16 protein-coding genes are annotated in these 13,075 nt (G+C 38.4%); 4 read left to right on the forward strand and 12 right to left on the reverse strand.

All coding sequences use genetic code 11. The features are described from left to right. Window positions 1–75 precede the first annotated feature (75 nt). The 10 genes from BLR42_RS20350 to BLR42_RS20395 all read right to left on the reverse strand — a co-directional run bounded on the left by BLR42_RS20350 (window position 76) and on the right by BLR42_RS20395 (window position 9,118). Window positions 76–384 carry a DNA cytosine methyltransferase gene (locus BLR42_RS20350; protein WP_091873136.1) on the reverse strand — a complete coding sequence of 103 codons (309 nt, stop codon included), beginning with the start codon at window positions 382–384 and terminating at the stop codon, window positions 76–78. A 54-nt stretch (window positions 385–438) separates the two neighbouring features. After that, a complete protein-coding gene (locus tag BLR42_RS20355) occupies window positions 439–666 on the reverse strand; it encodes a helix-turn-helix domain-containing protein (RefSeq protein ID WP_091873139.1) in 228 nt (75 codons plus the stop codon). 60 nt (window positions 667–726) lie between these two features. Further along, complete coding sequence (locus BLR42_RS20360; RefSeq protein WP_091873142.1) at window positions 727–1,128, reverse strand: hypothetical protein; 402 nt, start codon at window positions 1,126–1,128, stop codon at window positions 727–729. Next, window positions 1,128–1,898, reverse strand: a complete 771-nt coding sequence (locus BLR42_RS20365) for a ParA family protein (RefSeq protein WP_091873145.1) — start codon at window positions 1,896–1,898, stop codon at window positions 1,128–1,130. Before BLR42_RS20365 ends, BLR42_RS20360 begins: the two co-directional genes overlap by 1 nt. Window positions 1,899–3,156: 1,258 nt before the next feature. Then, a complete protein-coding gene (locus tag BLR42_RS20370; RefSeq protein WP_091873148.1) occupies window positions 3,157–3,738 on the reverse strand; it encodes an ADP-ribosyltransferase in 582 nt (193 codons plus the stop codon). 3 nt (window positions 3,739–3,741) lie between these two features. Beyond that, window positions 3,742–5,226: a type IV secretory system conjugative DNA transfer family protein gene (locus tag BLR42_RS20375; protein ID WP_091873151.1), complete on the reverse strand. Its 1,485-nt coding sequence runs from the start codon at window positions 5,224–5,226 to the stop codon at window positions 3,742–3,744. Between the two features lie 144 nt (window positions 5,227–5,370). Then, window positions 5,371–6,699 carry a plasmid recombination protein gene (locus BLR42_RS20380; RefSeq protein ID WP_091873154.1) on the reverse strand — a complete coding sequence of 443 codons (1,329 nt, stop codon included), beginning with the start codon at window positions 6,697–6,699 and terminating at the stop codon, window positions 5,371–5,373. Window positions 6,700–7,276: 577 nt separating this feature from the next. Further along, entirely contained in the window at window positions 7,277–7,486 is a 210-nt protein-coding gene (locus BLR42_RS20385) for a DUF6730 family protein (protein WP_091873156.1), read from the reverse strand. Between the two features lie 310 nt (window positions 7,487–7,796). After that, window positions 7,797–8,345 (reverse strand): hypothetical protein, encoded by a 549-nt coding sequence (locus BLR42_RS20390; RefSeq protein WP_091873159.1) that lies wholly within the window; start codon window positions 8,343–8,345, stop codon window positions 7,797–7,799. 2 nt (window positions 8,346–8,347) lie between these two features. Next, entirely contained in the window at window positions 8,348–9,118 is a 771-nt protein-coding gene (locus BLR42_RS20395; protein ID WP_091873162.1) for a hypothetical protein, read from the reverse strand. A gap of 759 nt (window positions 9,119–9,877) precedes the next feature. Here BLR42_RS20395 and BLR42_RS20400 point away from each other — a divergent pair. Then, entirely contained in the window at window positions 9,878–10,702 is an 825-nt protein-coding gene (locus BLR42_RS20400; protein ID WP_091873164.1) for a DUF5688 family protein, read from the forward strand. A gap of 62 nt (window positions 10,703–10,764) precedes the next feature. Then, window positions 10,765–11,094 (forward strand): ArdC-like ssDNA-binding domain-containing protein, encoded by a 330-nt coding sequence (locus BLR42_RS20405; protein ID WP_091873167.1) that lies wholly within the window; start codon window positions 10,765–10,767, stop codon window positions 11,092–11,094. 171 nt (window positions 11,095–11,265) lie between these two features. On the opposite strand, the gene BLR42_RS20410 is transcribed toward BLR42_RS20405, so the two are convergent. Both BLR42_RS20410 and BLR42_RS20415 read right to left on the reverse strand, forming a co-directional pair. Beyond that, on the reverse strand, window positions 11,266–11,568 hold the full coding sequence (locus tag BLR42_RS20410) for a type II toxin-antitoxin system RelE/ParE family toxin (protein WP_091873169.1): 303 nt from the start codon (window positions 11,566–11,568) through the stop codon (window positions 11,266–11,268). Beyond that, window positions 11,561–11,824, reverse strand: coding sequence for a type II toxin-antitoxin system prevent-host-death family antitoxin (locus tag BLR42_RS20415; RefSeq protein WP_091873172.1), 264 nt, complete (start codon window positions 11,822–11,824; stop codon window positions 11,561–11,563). Before BLR42_RS20415 ends, BLR42_RS20410 begins: the two co-directional genes overlap by 8 nt. Before the next feature lie 209 nt (window positions 11,825–12,033). On the opposite strand from BLR42_RS20415, the gene BLR42_RS20420 reads away from it, so the two are divergent. Further along, a complete protein-coding gene (locus tag BLR42_RS20420; protein WP_091873173.1) occupies window positions 12,034–12,378 on the forward strand; it encodes a hypothetical protein in 345 nt (114 codons plus the stop codon). A 12-nt stretch (window positions 12,379–12,390) separates the two neighbouring features. Next, entirely contained in the window at window positions 12,391–12,957 is a 567-nt protein-coding gene (locus tag BLR42_RS20425; protein WP_091873176.1) for a tyrosine-type recombinase/integrase, read from the forward strand. Window positions 12,958–13,075: the final 118 nt, after the last annotated feature.

A 13,075-nucleotide genomic window follows, 5' to 3' on the forward strand; every position in this document is an offset into this window, starting at 1 on the left:
ACGGCAATCTTGATCAGTTTCAAACGGATTGTATCTGCACACTGCTTCTTCATGGAAGCACACAGAGCCAGCCGTTTAAACCAATTGAATATGTTCGCCTACATTGCTAAAGCTATTGCAAGGGAAGCCATAAGCGAAAGCGTCAATTTCTCCGAGTTCTTTTATGTTCAGTTCCCTAACATCGCCATGATGGACGCTGTCAGGATCCTCAGGACATATATTTTTTCTGTATGTTTCGCAGGTATCAAAATCATAATCATTTGCCCATGCATGAACTACACCATATTTCCCATCATCACTGTGAGAATTTAGCGCACCACATGCAAGACCACCAGGCCCGCAAAACAGCTCGCCTAATTTAAAATTAGTAATATTCTTTTTCATGTAACTCCTTTAAAACACATTAAAATAAATTAAAATAAATTATTTTAATGTGTTTTACTCTTCGTCGTTAATAGTAAAGGTCACTTCATATGTAAGATTTAATGCTTTGCTTATTTCATCCAGATCTTTGATTGAGAAGTTTCCTCTATTGAATTTTGAATACATCGTTGTATTGCTGACACCCATAAGCTCAGCTAATTTTGCAATGTTCAATTTCTTTTTCACAAGTATTATTTTTAAGCTCTCTGCTATTGTGCTTTCGCTAACTTTTGAATTTGCCATTTCTCCCTCCGTTCTTTACAGTAAAATACATTAAAATAATTTATTTTAATGTATTTTAATTTATTCTAGTCCATGGTTTTCGATATACTCTTGAAGCGCTCTGTTTACAAAATCTGGCAGTTTCCTGCCATCTTTCTTTGCTGCTGCTTGATACTGTTCTTTTTGACTTTGTGTACAGCTTACGCTGAACTGTATCTTGCGATCTTCATCGTTTACCGGGGGATGTCCGATTACACCACCCTTTTTACCGCGCTTTGGCTGTGGAGTGTAATATTTACTGTATGTTCTTCCATCTGATTCAACTATAGGGATCTCTTCGGGTGGTTTGTTTGGAGCTTTGGCAGGCTTTTTGACTTCTTCCATTACTGGTTCTTCGACCAGTTCTGTTTCAAAGTCAAAACCGTCTGCAACCCCCAAAGGTTTTGCAACCTTTTGTGGCTGCGAGTTTTTGACTCTTGCCATTACTTTTCTCCTTTCAGAAGTTCTTTTACAAAATCCTTGTAGTCAGTTGCGGTGGTACATTTTGAATCGTATTTTATAAGCGTTGTTCTGGCTGCCTGGGCTTTTTGGGCTATTGCGCTTTCCCTTATTGTTGTATTGAATACTTTTGTATTCATCTTTTCTGCAATATCTTCAAGGGCTGTCTTTACTTCTTTTGCCAATGTCTGACGCTGCTTGTATTTAACCAATAAAAGCCCGGATATTTCCAAATTTGGATTATTACGTTTCTTCTGTGTTGCTATGGTCTTGTTCAGATCTGATAGACCTTGAATTGCATATCTGTCAGCTGTAATTGGAATAACAAGTTTATTAGCTGCCACCAAACAATTCTTTAGGAGCTTGTTATCTGCAGGTGCTGTGTCTATTACCACATACTCATAACCTTCCAGTTTTTCTAAGGCTTCTTTTAATCTGAAATATTCATCACCATCACTAGGAAATTTTGTATCTGCTTCTTTCAGAAGCGGATCAGATGCAATAATGTCACCAATTTCCGTATGCTGAATTGCTTCGTTTATTGGTAATGGATCTTCCAGATCTAAGATCACATCAAATAATGTGGCGGTGTCCTTTGATGTTCCTCTATATGTGTCGGTACTGTTACCCTGTGGGTCTGCATCAATCAGGAGAGTTTTGTGTTTCTTCTCATTAAGTATTGATGCAATAGCTGTGGCAGTAGTAGTTTTACCAATACCACCTTTCTGATTTGCTACGCATATTACAGTTGCCATAGTGCTCCTTTCAATACATTAAAATAATTTATTTTAATGTATTTTACGGTATTTTAAATTAGAATAATGTAATTTACATTAAAATACCTTATAATACGTTATTTTAATGTAAATTATAGTAAAGCCTTGCGTAAAAATCAAGTATTTTTATAAATAATGATAAGTTTTTGCGTAATTTTTGTTGATTTAACAGAATAAATGTTTTAAGATTATTTACAGAGGTTATTGCAATAAAAAAACGCCTTGGCGAGCGTTTTTTTAATCAATAACAATAATTCAGTTTTTGGTAATTGGCGTTACCGATTAGCTGATGTATTATCCATACGTTTACACCCATAACACATAGCAGCAGGATAAGCTGTAACCTTTTCTACCCTTTATTATATGGGCAGATTGGGCTTATAGTCAAGCTACTAGATGTAGTTGTTGTACCCTTTTTGTATGCAAAATTATGTGATGTGAGTCGTGTTTGGATAATACAAACACGGCTTTTTTAGTGCCCTGAGTTAAGACAGAGATCTTAACACTTGCTCTGATAGTAAGTCAGAGAGGGCGATCATAATGGAGCATACTACTCGATGTGATACGCTATCTGGGAGGACGATACCAGTATAAAAAGTGGTGGTGTGGCATAGCCCATTCATTAGAATATGCCCGGTAATAAACACGACCAAGACTATCCGTGTTTTATATCGAAAGCGGTTGAAGAGCAGCTGAAGACCGTTGCCTAACCCGAATAATTCGGTACATTGGTTAAAACTACGCTGCGGGGGAAATTCCGTTCTAGTCGATGGTATTGGGGCTAGGGGGAGCATACAGATTGTCGAAAGGCTACCCATGTAGAAGTCAGGCGGTTGTACGCATGGAGAAAGTATGTTGGGGTACATTTACCAAAGTCAGATAGTCGAAATACGGATACCTGCGACCGATATACGGTCTATCATCCTATTTGCGTAGACTCTCTAGTGATTTCACTAGGGAGAGTGCGCCCAGAAGCCGTTTTCCTGCTTCCCTCAACCAGTCTATCCAGGGGTGCTTGGTGTCAATACAGAAATTAAAAAATATTACTTTATGTAAGAAAATGGAATAAGGTGATTGAAGACCAACTGGAAGGAACGGCTTCTTTTTAGACGTTCCTGTAAGGCGGTAGACAGGGGGATGCCAAACGAAGTGCGGCGGGGGCTGTAGGCACCCAAGAGTATAGGTAAATAGAAAAAACAGGTAAATGACCAATATGACTGGCTTTACCTGTTTTCTATTATTCTGTTTCAATTAGTTTGCAATTTATATATTCTTTGTCAATTGTAATTATTTTTAGTTTTGCTCCGTGTTGGATATCAACTTCATAATAGTCTTGTTCATTATTAACATTTCCAAGGTATATGACATGAGATCCAGCTGGAACAAATATTCTTAGCTTGGTTTTGCAATCGAGTTCATGACCTTTTATCAGAGAACATTGCATATATCCTTTTTCATGATAGTCAATTCCTTTCAGACCTTCAGCGTTGTCTATCATAAGGTTGTTCACATAATCATTTATACCTCTATAAAGGACAAGATCCGTTTTACATGAATGTGTTGCTACCATGTCTGATATTTGTATATCTAGATTGGACAGTTCGTAGTCATTTCTGAGGCGTTTATTTATATTTTCTCCGTCACTAGCAAGAGTATATTCCAAAGAGCAAGGGGAATGAGGTAGTGGTTTAATTGGTTCTGGATTGATATTTCTATGCGCAAAATTAATGGCATCTTCTATAGTAGGAGCCAACTTGTCCCAGTTGGCTCCAGTATCATAGATAATATTTTTGAAGCGATAGAAGAGTAGTGATTTCATATTTTAGGCTCCTTTTTTATCAGTATAACAGTTAAGCTTTTTACAGCGACAGTGTTTTCCTTTGAAGTAGATTATCATTTCATCATCCAGATCTCCAAAGTCCTCAGGGTAAAATACTGGTTCTCTCGCCTGCTGAATACTCTTCCCACTTGATTTTTCTGTAGCATTTGTTTCGGACATGCCTACTTTGAGAACCTTGTGAGTTCCAAAGGTGTCTGAGAATATCCTTGAACTTGTAGCATCATTGCTACCAAGGATGATCTGATAGTTACAGTTACCGATGATTGAGCGTGCACCTTCATTTTTATAGCGGTATTCAAGCTGTGCCATGTTCTGCTGAATTATCATGCAGATAATGGATTTTGAGCGAAGCGTTGACAAGTTGCTGTTTATCATCTTGTAACTATAGGTGAGTGCGGGGAACTCATCAAGAAGCATCAGAATAGGTCTGTTCTTTGCTCCTGTGGAGCTGTCAGGTCTTTTTGTAAAAGCGGTGCTGAAGCTCTGAACTATAAGTGTGAAAAGTGGTGCATAGGCATCCAAGTGCTCCTGGGTGATTTGTAGGTAAATGTCATAGCCTTTATTTAGCATATCTATTGAGATGCATTTACCGTTATCTGTGAGCAGTTCATCAAGTACTGGATTAGAAAAGGGGGTCAAAGCAGTACATAAATTATCGTATGCTCCAGATATATTTTTTTCGTTATTTCCGTAAAACGGAGAGAGCAGTTCTTTTGCTTCAATGCATTCGCTTTCCATAGCCATTGTAACCCAATCGAAGCAGTTGCCGGCAAGGGTTGCATGGATTATCTGAGGAAAGGTAGTATTAGGATCTTTAAAGAGCATAAGATGTATGATTCCCTGCAGGTACTTCCTTGCTCGGGTGGAGAAATAATTTCCATCTGAACCGCCTTCGTCTGGTATAAGGACAGTTGCCATGGATTCTATGTAGAGTTTCTTGTCAGTTATGTTCATGTTGTTTATTCCCTTCATGGGATCAAAGTGATAACTGACTTTTAAAGCGTTTGGATGATCTGGACAGAATCTTATAATTTTTCTGAATTTATGGCAGAAATTATAGATGTCTCCCTTTATGTCAATTGCAAGTACGCTACCTGCAAATCGCAGAGCATTTATAATGGCAATACCGCTTGTCTTACCGGAACCGGGAGGTCCAAATACAGCTATATTTGTTTCTGAGTTGGATGGTATATGTATCAGTCGTCTGCGATCTCTTCCAAAGATGAGTCCACTTGCATCTTGCCATCTCTTTTCTGGGAATACTTCTGTATCCAGTTTGTGAGGATCTGCGTCTTTAAAATAGTCTACAAGCTGCCCATAGGAATAAGGTTTAAAATGTCCTGAGTCGTAACCGAAACTGCGACCAGTTAGACGATAGTATCTTTTATCTCTTAATATGAGAAATGATACTATAAACCATATTCCTGCGAGTGTTAAATATACTGATGTATGAACCAGATCATACATATTTCGACTGTGTGGAGTAATACCCAGTAAGATTGATGAAATAGTAAAATATGGTCTCTCTTGTGAAGTACAAGACTGTGCCAAACAATAGTAACCAAATTATCTTGTAATACATGATTGCTTCCCAAAGGGATAATTTCTTTTTTACCATGATTTTGTCTCCTCTCTTGTGTTATCTTTGTTGCCCCACCCGGAGCTTTTACCCCAATCAGAAGTTTTGCCCCATTCTCTGGTGGTTTGTTGTGTTTTTGTTTCTTCTATTTCACGCTGTCTGCGCTCGAGATCCGCTATTTTTTCCTTTGCTTTTTCAAGTTCGTGCTGCTGCGCTTTGAGCTTTTGTTCAGTTAAATCAAGCTGATTTTTTAAGCTTCCGTTTTGGGCTTCAAAATCTTTTATCTGAGATTTTAGAGAGTTATTTTCAGCAATGGTTTGTGATAAGCGTTGATCTTTATTTGCAAGTTCTGTTTTATAAGTAGTAATTTGTTTATTGTCTTTACTGTGTAAAGAATCTCTGTTTCTTTTTTCAGAAAGAGCTTTATCCAGTTTTTCATTAAGAGTATTTATAATGGTGTCTTTTTCTTTGACACTCTTTTCAAGCTGATTGGTAAGTGCTGTTTGATTTATTAGCACAATTGTTTTGCGGTCAGCCTGGGATAATTTTGCATTTTCTAATTTGCTTTCAAGTTCTTCTCTGGGGATTGGATTCTCTTTTATATCATCTATTGTCAGCCCGGTACATTCTGTAAATTCCTTCAAAGATTTCACGGAAATATTTCCGCCACTGGTGGCACCATTAAGCACTTGTCCCTCAATTCCATGCCCATCCAAGTAGGCTTGTAGATCTCCATGAAAGTGTTGCAATTCAAACTTGTTTAGGACATCGGCAGCTGAGATTTTTTTGTCGTAATAATCTGCCATTCTGTCGTAGTTTTTTACTGGTATTTTTTCGCCGTTACTGTCAAGTTTGAACCTATATGAAAATTCATATCTTCCAGACTCTAAGCGAACTGGTTTTGCAACTTTTTGGGTGCTGTAGTGTAGCCTATCGGGATCCAATTCTGTGGTTGGACAAAACAGGATATGGATATGGGGTCTGCCTCCCTCATCGAAATGGCAAGAATTATGGATTATTGTTTCAGGAGAATAGCGCTCTGCGCAGAAGTCATAACAGCCCTGGAAAAAGGCTTTTACCTTTTCTTGATCATCGGCTATCTCTGCAGGTGCAGTTATAACCCATGAACAAGCAGTTATTGCTTTATCTTCCCTTTTTGTACCCCTTCCATATAAGTAATTATCACCGACTATCTTTTGATAATATTCATTTGCTGATAGGCCTCCGTGATCCATTGGAATACTGTAGTTTAGGTGTGTTCTTTCCGGATCTATATCTTTGTTGTTGTCATTTTGTAGCAGGCGATCATAATGCTTGTTTAGCATCATTACGCCGCCAGAATACTTTTCTAATTCGCCCATTGTTTTTGCCCTTTTTTGCTGTGGTTGAAATCTAGGGTTTTTCTTATATAAGACGCTTCCGATATTGGTGCAAAGGTCGCCTGCATTCCCAATGAGCTTTTATGCTTCAAAGGTCGCTTTGCTCCCAATGAATCATAATGCGCTCAAAGGTCATTACGGCTCCCAATGCACCAATATCTACAGCATCTTATATAAGCATCTTATATAAGCAAGATATATAAGTTGGATTTCGCGCAGGGCGCTCATCTCAACTTATACCGGAATCCTTTGGGATTCCTTATCTTGTTCTATTTGGGGAGCTAGGCGCTCCCCAAGCGAAGCTTAAACCCCAGCCATCAAGGGGCGTTGCCCCTTACGAAAGAAAAGAAATTATTCGCCAAGGGGCTCATAATTTTTTTCTTTCTATCCCTATTCATCTGCTCGTAAATTCGCAGATGAACGGGGGCAAATCCCCCGTTAAAATAGGAACAAAATATGCTCACAAGTTCGCACATTTTATACCTATTTTGCCCCCTAACAGATGCTTCGCATCTGGTAGGAGTTGCACTCCTACACGCTTAATCAGAACTCACTACGTTCATTCTGATTTCGCTGACCTTGCTGATTCTGCTGAGTAGATTTTTTTTTCAAGACGTTCGCATTTAATGATGATGTCATGCAGAGCTTTTACGTCATATCCGAACTCATTTTTACAAGCCTGATTGAACAGTTTTTTTAGAGATTGCAGACTTTCATTTTCTGCCTGTAGCTCAGTTACTAAGTCAGCAATAGATTTTGTTTTGCTCATTGAAAAATCCTCCATTTTTGCTTTGGTATGTAACAAAATGAGGGAGCTTTCGCCCCCTCATTTCTGCCCACTTGTATGGTAAAAAAAGGGTGCGTGGGCATAATGCATTTAAGCAGTGCCAGTGCAAAAATGCATACAATAAATACCCCTGCTTTGCATGGGTAGTATTGCCATATAAAATTGTTTTGTGGAATTTTTCGATAATAGAAAAGACAAATAGAAAATGATATACTAATGTTTGCGAGACAGATAGTAATCAAGTTTCATCTTGGCTATTATCTACTGGGACTGTATACCAATACAGTCCCTTTTAATTTGCTTCTTCTTTCTTTTTGAAATGCTCTTCGGAAACATATAACACTATATTGTGTGAGAGATATTCTTTCATCTCTTCTTGGGTCAAATCATGTATATAGCATTGCTGTTCGTCTGTTAACCCTTCAACATCATAGAATAGTTCTCTGGCATTCTTGAAATCAGTGTTACAAAGCTCCAGTACATTTGAGTTTTTAAATTCCCTTACTTCCTGCAACTTAAGATAGAATTTGTCATCGTTATTGAAAAAATATGCATCATACTTGCAAAGCAAGTCCCCTTCTTTTCTATACATATAGAAACCATCAAAGTGACCTTTTTCAAGCGCACATAACGCATCAATATTCCAACTTCCATCTTCATTTGTTGCCTGCATTGCATCGAACCATGCCCAGATAGGTATATCATCACGAAGCATACCTATAATCTTATCGGGGGATTTGTCCTCGATTGCGGGTAAGTTGATGGGCTTGCGATTAGGATTAGGATAAGGCTTTTTCCAAAAAATTCTTTGGAAAAATTCTTTTATTTTTTCAAAAAACATTGTTAATCCTCCCAATCTTCATTAACATTAGCTCTTACTATACGAGCTCCTGCAGGTGGCTGATAATCTTTTGGGCGAGTGGGGTCGCCTTGCACATATATAGCAAAATGACCAATAGTTGGAGCTTCCATCCATTCATCTGCATTAAGCATCATGCCTGGATTATCGGGATCATCAATCGGTGTTACTTGCTTGGCTAGGATTTCTTTAAATCTTGGGTAAGCACTGACAGCTTTCCTTTCCATCATTTCATCGAATCCCTTAGGGTAATCACGACCATATCTGTAATTACAGAAATATAACAGATGAGGTATTCCGTATTTCGCTCCGTTCCTGCACTCAATTACACCTGCGTACAGACATTTTTGGGCGTCTTCTGGGTTGATTACTATCCAGTCGTCAGGACAGATAAGATAACCATCTTGGAGTGTGATCTTTTTGAGTGTAGGTTCTGCTTTAAGGTCTTCAAGAGAAATCCTTGTGCCATTGTTCAGAAATTTTGCAATAGCGTCATATGCGGCATGCTCTTTTTCAAGATCCTTAAACTCAAATTCACCTGCGACATCCATCCTTTTGTTAAGCTCTTTCAGTTTCTGTTTACAAAGACTAAGGAAGTACAACTTCACAGTTTTAGGAAGGTTTCCGAACGTTGAAATCATGGTGTTAATGGAATATCCGTATTTCCAATTATTCTCTTCTTTTAGGTTGTCAAGAATTGCTCGATTACCTTCAGCTAAGTCGGTCGTAAGCTTATCCTGTTTGTCGTTTGGCATCGTCTTAACCTCCTTTCCAAAATATACTATAGCACTACCCTTATAAAAATACAAGCAAAAATATTATAAAAATAATATTTTTGTAATATTGGCTCAACCATGCGGTTTTTGAAGCATTAAGCATAGCAAAGCGATAGACATGATAGAGCCAAAAAGAATATTGCAACTTTGATGTAAGTAATAATTTGCCATGAGACGCAGAGCGTTAGCAAGAGCCTTTTTTGTGTACCATTCCAACACCCCCAAATCCGCAGAAAAGCACTGCGGATTTTGCCCCCTTACCCATCTCCCTTATGGGGCCACGCTGACGCGTGAAAGGAAAAAATATAATCCCCTTCTCCATCGGGTTCCCCCAGGAACCCCCTCTTTTTTCGTGTGTATTTTCCAAGCATTTTTCCAATCTTTCATGTAGAAATGTCCTTCCCAAGTCTACCGCCAATCGGTTTGCTGATGTGCATCGTAATCATGCTGTTTCAGGCTGCAAGGGTTGCCCTACGGCGTCTCGTTCCTTGCCCCTTGCATCCTTCAACAGCATGATTACTGGAAGATGCACGCAAACCCGATAGATTGGCGATAGACTCAGAAAGCACATTTCAAAAACACATGAAAGAAAGGAAAAAAACATGGAAAATATCACACTCAAAAAGGATCGCTCCCCTCCAGAATAGCTCAAGATCTTGAAAGCACATTTACAAGGCTTTGGCGAGCCTGAGAAATCATCAATAACAATAATTTAATTGGCGAAAGGAAGTATTAAAAATGAATATTACAACTAATCTTATTATCGAGGAACTTGGCAACAGAGGTTATGTAGTAGAGGAAGCTACAGCCATCAAGAACGGCATAACAAAGCACGGAGTAACAGTTAGAAAGAGCCGTGAGGAAAAAATAGCGCCTACTGTATATACAGAGGACATGATAGAGAGAGCAGAAGCATTAAACATGACAGTTTCTGATGTATGCAATGAGATTGAAAGAATTGTGAGAAACAGCCACCTTAATTTTGACATAGAGCAGCTTTATGACCGTGATTTTATCCTTGAGCATATCCGCTTAGGACTTCAGAAGAAAGGCACAGAGGAAATAGTTAAGAGAGCATCAAATTTTGATGGGCTTGAAGAATACCTTTATCTGAGCGGCACGAACGAAAACGAGCAGTATTCAATCAAGGTTAAAAAGAACTTTTTGAGAAACGTTGACATTGCTTTTAATATCGCATGGGCAACAGCACAGAAGAACAGCTTTAAGGAAACAACCATACAGCCGTTAATGTCAGTTATTGAGGATATGACAGGCGAAAGATTTATAGCTGATGAACTTGCACCGATTTATGTTATCAGCAACTCAAAGAAGTTTAGAGGTGCAAGCGCAATAACAGACCATGAAGCAATCAAGGAATTAGCCGAGAATATCGGAGTTAATGAGTTTGTAATACTTCCATCAAGCATACATGAGTGTATCTTGATGCCAAAGACAGCAGAAACCGATATGGATTATCTGCTGAGCATGGTTAAGGAAGTGAACAAAACCACAGTAGCGCCTGAGGAAAGATTGATAGATGCAGTCTTTGAACTGACAGCGTAAGCATTACATATTTTTATAAGTGGGGAGAAGCCGAAAGGCTTTTCCCTGCGGAAAGGGAGAGCATGACAAACGAGCAGATTATATTTAATGAACGTATGGAGCTGATGAACAGCGGAGTTATAGGCAAGAGCGGAAGAAAGATTACAGTTAAGGATATGGACGGCAACAGCAAAGAAATTGAAGAGCCGGAGCAGATGCACACCTTTATGGAATGGAAAAAAAGAGGCTATGCAGTAAAGCACGGAGAAAAGGCAATTTCCAAGTTTCCAATCTGGAAGCACACCACCAGAAAAGCCGAGAAAGAGGGAGATGCAGACCAAGAAAAAATGTTTATGAAAGTAGCTTTTTTCTTTACAGCTTCGCAAGTAGAGCCGATAGAAACAGCTGAATAATAGAACTAAAGAGCAGCCACGGACAGGAATTTATCACAGAGCCTTTTGGTCTTGGCTGCCTTTAGCTCTGGGGGCCCGCCCTCACCCGCTCCCCCCAGACCCCCCTCCCGGTGTGCTGGCTGAATATAATGTATCCATAAAAATAAAAAGACTGGTAAATTTCCAGTCTTTCTATAGGTTTCTTCCTTGATATTGTACTGTTACTACCCATACAATCTTCTTTTTTTCATCAATTTTGAAGATTGCAATATAATTATCTACAAGAAGTTGCTTATAACCCTTATCCGCATATCGACCTACAAGACGATCCTGATGCGACTGGGGAAATGTATCTAGGTTCAGAATGGCTTTTTTTATTCTGTCCACCTGTCCTTTAGCATTCTCTGGAGCCTGTTTGTCATAAGCAATGTATTTATAGATACTGTCAAGGTCTCTGAAAGCCCTTTTGTATAATCTGACGCTGTATTTATCCAAAGTATTTCTTCTCCAATTCTGCAAAGGCTTCTGCAGCATCTACATATTCACCTGTTTCAGCAAATTCCTTTTCTGATTCGTAGATGGCCTGATCAATGCGGTTTTCTTTTGCAAAACTGTCATATAGTTCACTGCTCATTACAACAAGATCGCTGTAGCCGTTTTTTGTAATGAAAATTGGCTCACGCTCTTTATGGGCGATTGCAGATAATTCGTTGGTATTTCTGAGATCTTTTATAGGCATTATTAAAGGCATAGCGCACCTCCTTTATTCGACATAATTATAGCATAATTCTGTCGAATAATCCATCGTAATGATGTGAGTGCGTATAAGTAAAATAATACGAACTATAATTTGTTGTATTTATCGCTATTTTTTATTTGATGTGATATAATTTACTTAAATACGAACTCTAATTTGCATAAATACGAACCGTAATTTTAAAGAGAAAGGAATTTCCAACTATGAATTGGTATAAAGAGCAAGCAGATACTCTTCAAAGAATTCTTGATAGAGATAGAAATGACATGGAAGTATATGCGATAAAAGATCTCATGGAGAAGATAAGCCTTTATAAAACACTTTCCAAATTTAGTGAGGAAGATAAGTTCCGGGCTTTTGACTCTGGAATGTTTAATGCAATTTTGAAGGGATATGCTATTAAAGCCATGGACAGCTTCTCGGAGTCAGGCACTGATGAAGAGAAAGAAGCTGCAGAGATATTGAGAGCTAAGATCCAGGGCAAGTTGGATTCTCTTCTGGACTTAATGCCCGCTAAAGCCGCGGAGCAATATTACATGGATCATTGAGTGGGGGCTATCATGGCTAATAAAACAACTGTTGCACTGACACAGGAGCAGTACAAGGAAATTATAGAGACAATGAAAACTGGTGGTGTTGGCTTTAGAGCCAACAACCGCATTGCTACCGCACTTGTGCTTGAAGCAAATATGGGACTACGCATCGAGGATATTCTAAGATTAACTCTTAACAGCATAATAGCTGATGGAAATAGGTATAGGCTTAATATCAAAGAGAAGAAAACCGAAAAAAAGCGAACCTTTACAGTTCCGCTTGCTATATATAACTATATTAAAGTCTATGCTATGGATAATGGTATCAAAGAAAATGAACGGCTTTTCCCTATCGGGGAAAGAACCGTTCAAAAGTATCTTAGTAAAGTTGCTGACTATTTGGGATATGAAAATATCGGAACGCACTCATTTCGTAAGTTCTTTGCTACTGAGATATATCTGAACAATAACTATAATATAGTTCTTGTTCAGCAACTCCTGCAGCATAGCTCCGTTGCTGTTACTCAAAAATATGTAGGAATTACTTCACAGGAGATGGAAAAAGCACTGGATGAACATATCAATTTAATATAATAAAATATGATTTTTTATTATATTAAACCTGAATTATTCATGACAACTTAAACCTCTGAAATCAAACTCATAATCCGATTTTTTTGAAATGGATGCCTAGAATAAGCGGGAATCAGTC

This window comes from Butyrivibrio sp. INlla16 (genome assembly GCF_900104155.1).
Classification (GTDB): domain Bacteria; phylum Bacillota; class Clostridia; order Lachnospirales; family Lachnospiraceae; genus Butyrivibrio.

Excerpts from the sequence above, each read along its gene's own strand:
- BLR42_RS20350 (WP_091873136.1), bottom strand. The coding sequence starts at position 384 with ATGAAAAAGAATATTACTAATTTTAAATTAGGCGAGCTGTTTTGCGGG.
- BLR42_RS20355 (WP_091873139.1), bottom strand. The coding sequence starts at position 666 with ATGGCAAATTCAAAAGTTAGCGAAAGCACAATAGCAGAGAGCTTAAAA.
- BLR42_RS20360 (WP_091873142.1), bottom strand. The coding sequence starts at position 1,128 with ATGGCAAGAGTCAAAAACTCGCAGCCACAAAAGGTTGCAAAACCTTTG.
- BLR42_RS20365 (WP_091873145.1), bottom strand. The coding sequence starts at position 1,898 with ATGGCAACTGTAATATGCGTAGCAAATCAGAAAGGTGGTATTGGTAAA.
- BLR42_RS20370 (WP_091873148.1), bottom strand. The coding sequence starts at position 3,738 with ATGAAATCACTACTCTTCTATCGCTTCAAAAATATTATCTATGATACT.
- BLR42_RS20375 (WP_091873151.1), bottom strand. The coding sequence starts at position 5,226 with ATGTATGATCTGGTTCATACATCAGTATATTTAACACTCGCAGGAATA.
- BLR42_RS20380 (WP_091873154.1), bottom strand. The coding sequence starts at position 6,699 with ATGGGCGAATTAGAAAAGTATTCTGGCGGCGTAATGATGCTAAACAAG.
- BLR42_RS20385 (WP_091873156.1), bottom strand. The coding sequence starts at position 7,486 with ATGAGCAAAACAAAATCTATTGCTGACTTAGTAACTGAGCTACAGGCA.
- BLR42_RS20390 (WP_091873159.1), bottom strand. The coding sequence starts at position 8,345 with ATGTTTTTTGAAAAAATAAAAGAATTTTTCCAAAGAATTTTTTGGAAA.
- BLR42_RS20395 (WP_091873162.1), bottom strand. The coding sequence starts at position 9,118 with ATGCCAAACGACAAACAGGATAAGCTTACGACCGACTTAGCTGAAGGT.
- BLR42_RS20400 (WP_091873164.1), top strand. The coding sequence starts at position 9,878 with ATGAATATTACAACTAATCTTATTATCGAGGAACTTGGCAACAGAGGT.
- BLR42_RS20405 (WP_091873167.1), top strand. The coding sequence starts at position 10,765 with ATGACAAACGAGCAGATTATATTTAATGAACGTATGGAGCTGATGAAC.
- BLR42_RS20415 (WP_091873172.1), bottom strand. The coding sequence starts at position 11,824 with ATGCCTTTAATAATGCCTATAAAAGATCTCAGAAATACCAACGAATTA.
- BLR42_RS20420 (WP_091873173.1), top strand. The coding sequence starts at position 12,034 with ATGAATTGGTATAAAGAGCAAGCAGATACTCTTCAAAGAATTCTTGAT.
- BLR42_RS20425 (WP_091873176.1), top strand. The coding sequence starts at position 12,391 with ATGGCTAATAAAACAACTGTTGCACTGACACAGGAGCAGTACAAGGAA.